The following is a 234-nucleotide window of genomic DNA, read 5'->3' as shown; positions in this document are numbered from 1 at the left end:
CCATTGATTTTTTTCAGCTAGTAATCCCAAGTGCTCATATAGCCCATCCTTGCAAAAAAAGCAGCGGTTTACTGGATTGGAGACAAAATTGGGGTTTTCCATTTCACGAATTTCGGTGGTCACAAAACGAGCACCGAGCTGGGCTGCCAAGTGCTTCGCTGCTTCAAACTCGCGGGTCGGGAAAGTTTCGGATGCAGCTGTCACTGCAATGGCACAATCTCCCAGCTCTTCTAC

1 pseudogene is annotated in these 234 nt (G+C 48.3%); it reads right to left on the bottom strand.

Going from position 1 to position 234, the window contains the following annotated elements:
* A pseudogene (locus SB775_RS34030) lies at positions 1 to 234 on the bottom strand (ATP-dependent sacrificial sulfur transferase LarE); the annotation flags it as partial.

This window comes from Peribacillus sp. SIMBA_075, from assembly GCF_046534585.1.
This window is presented reverse-complemented; position numbering and strand designations above follow the sequence as displayed.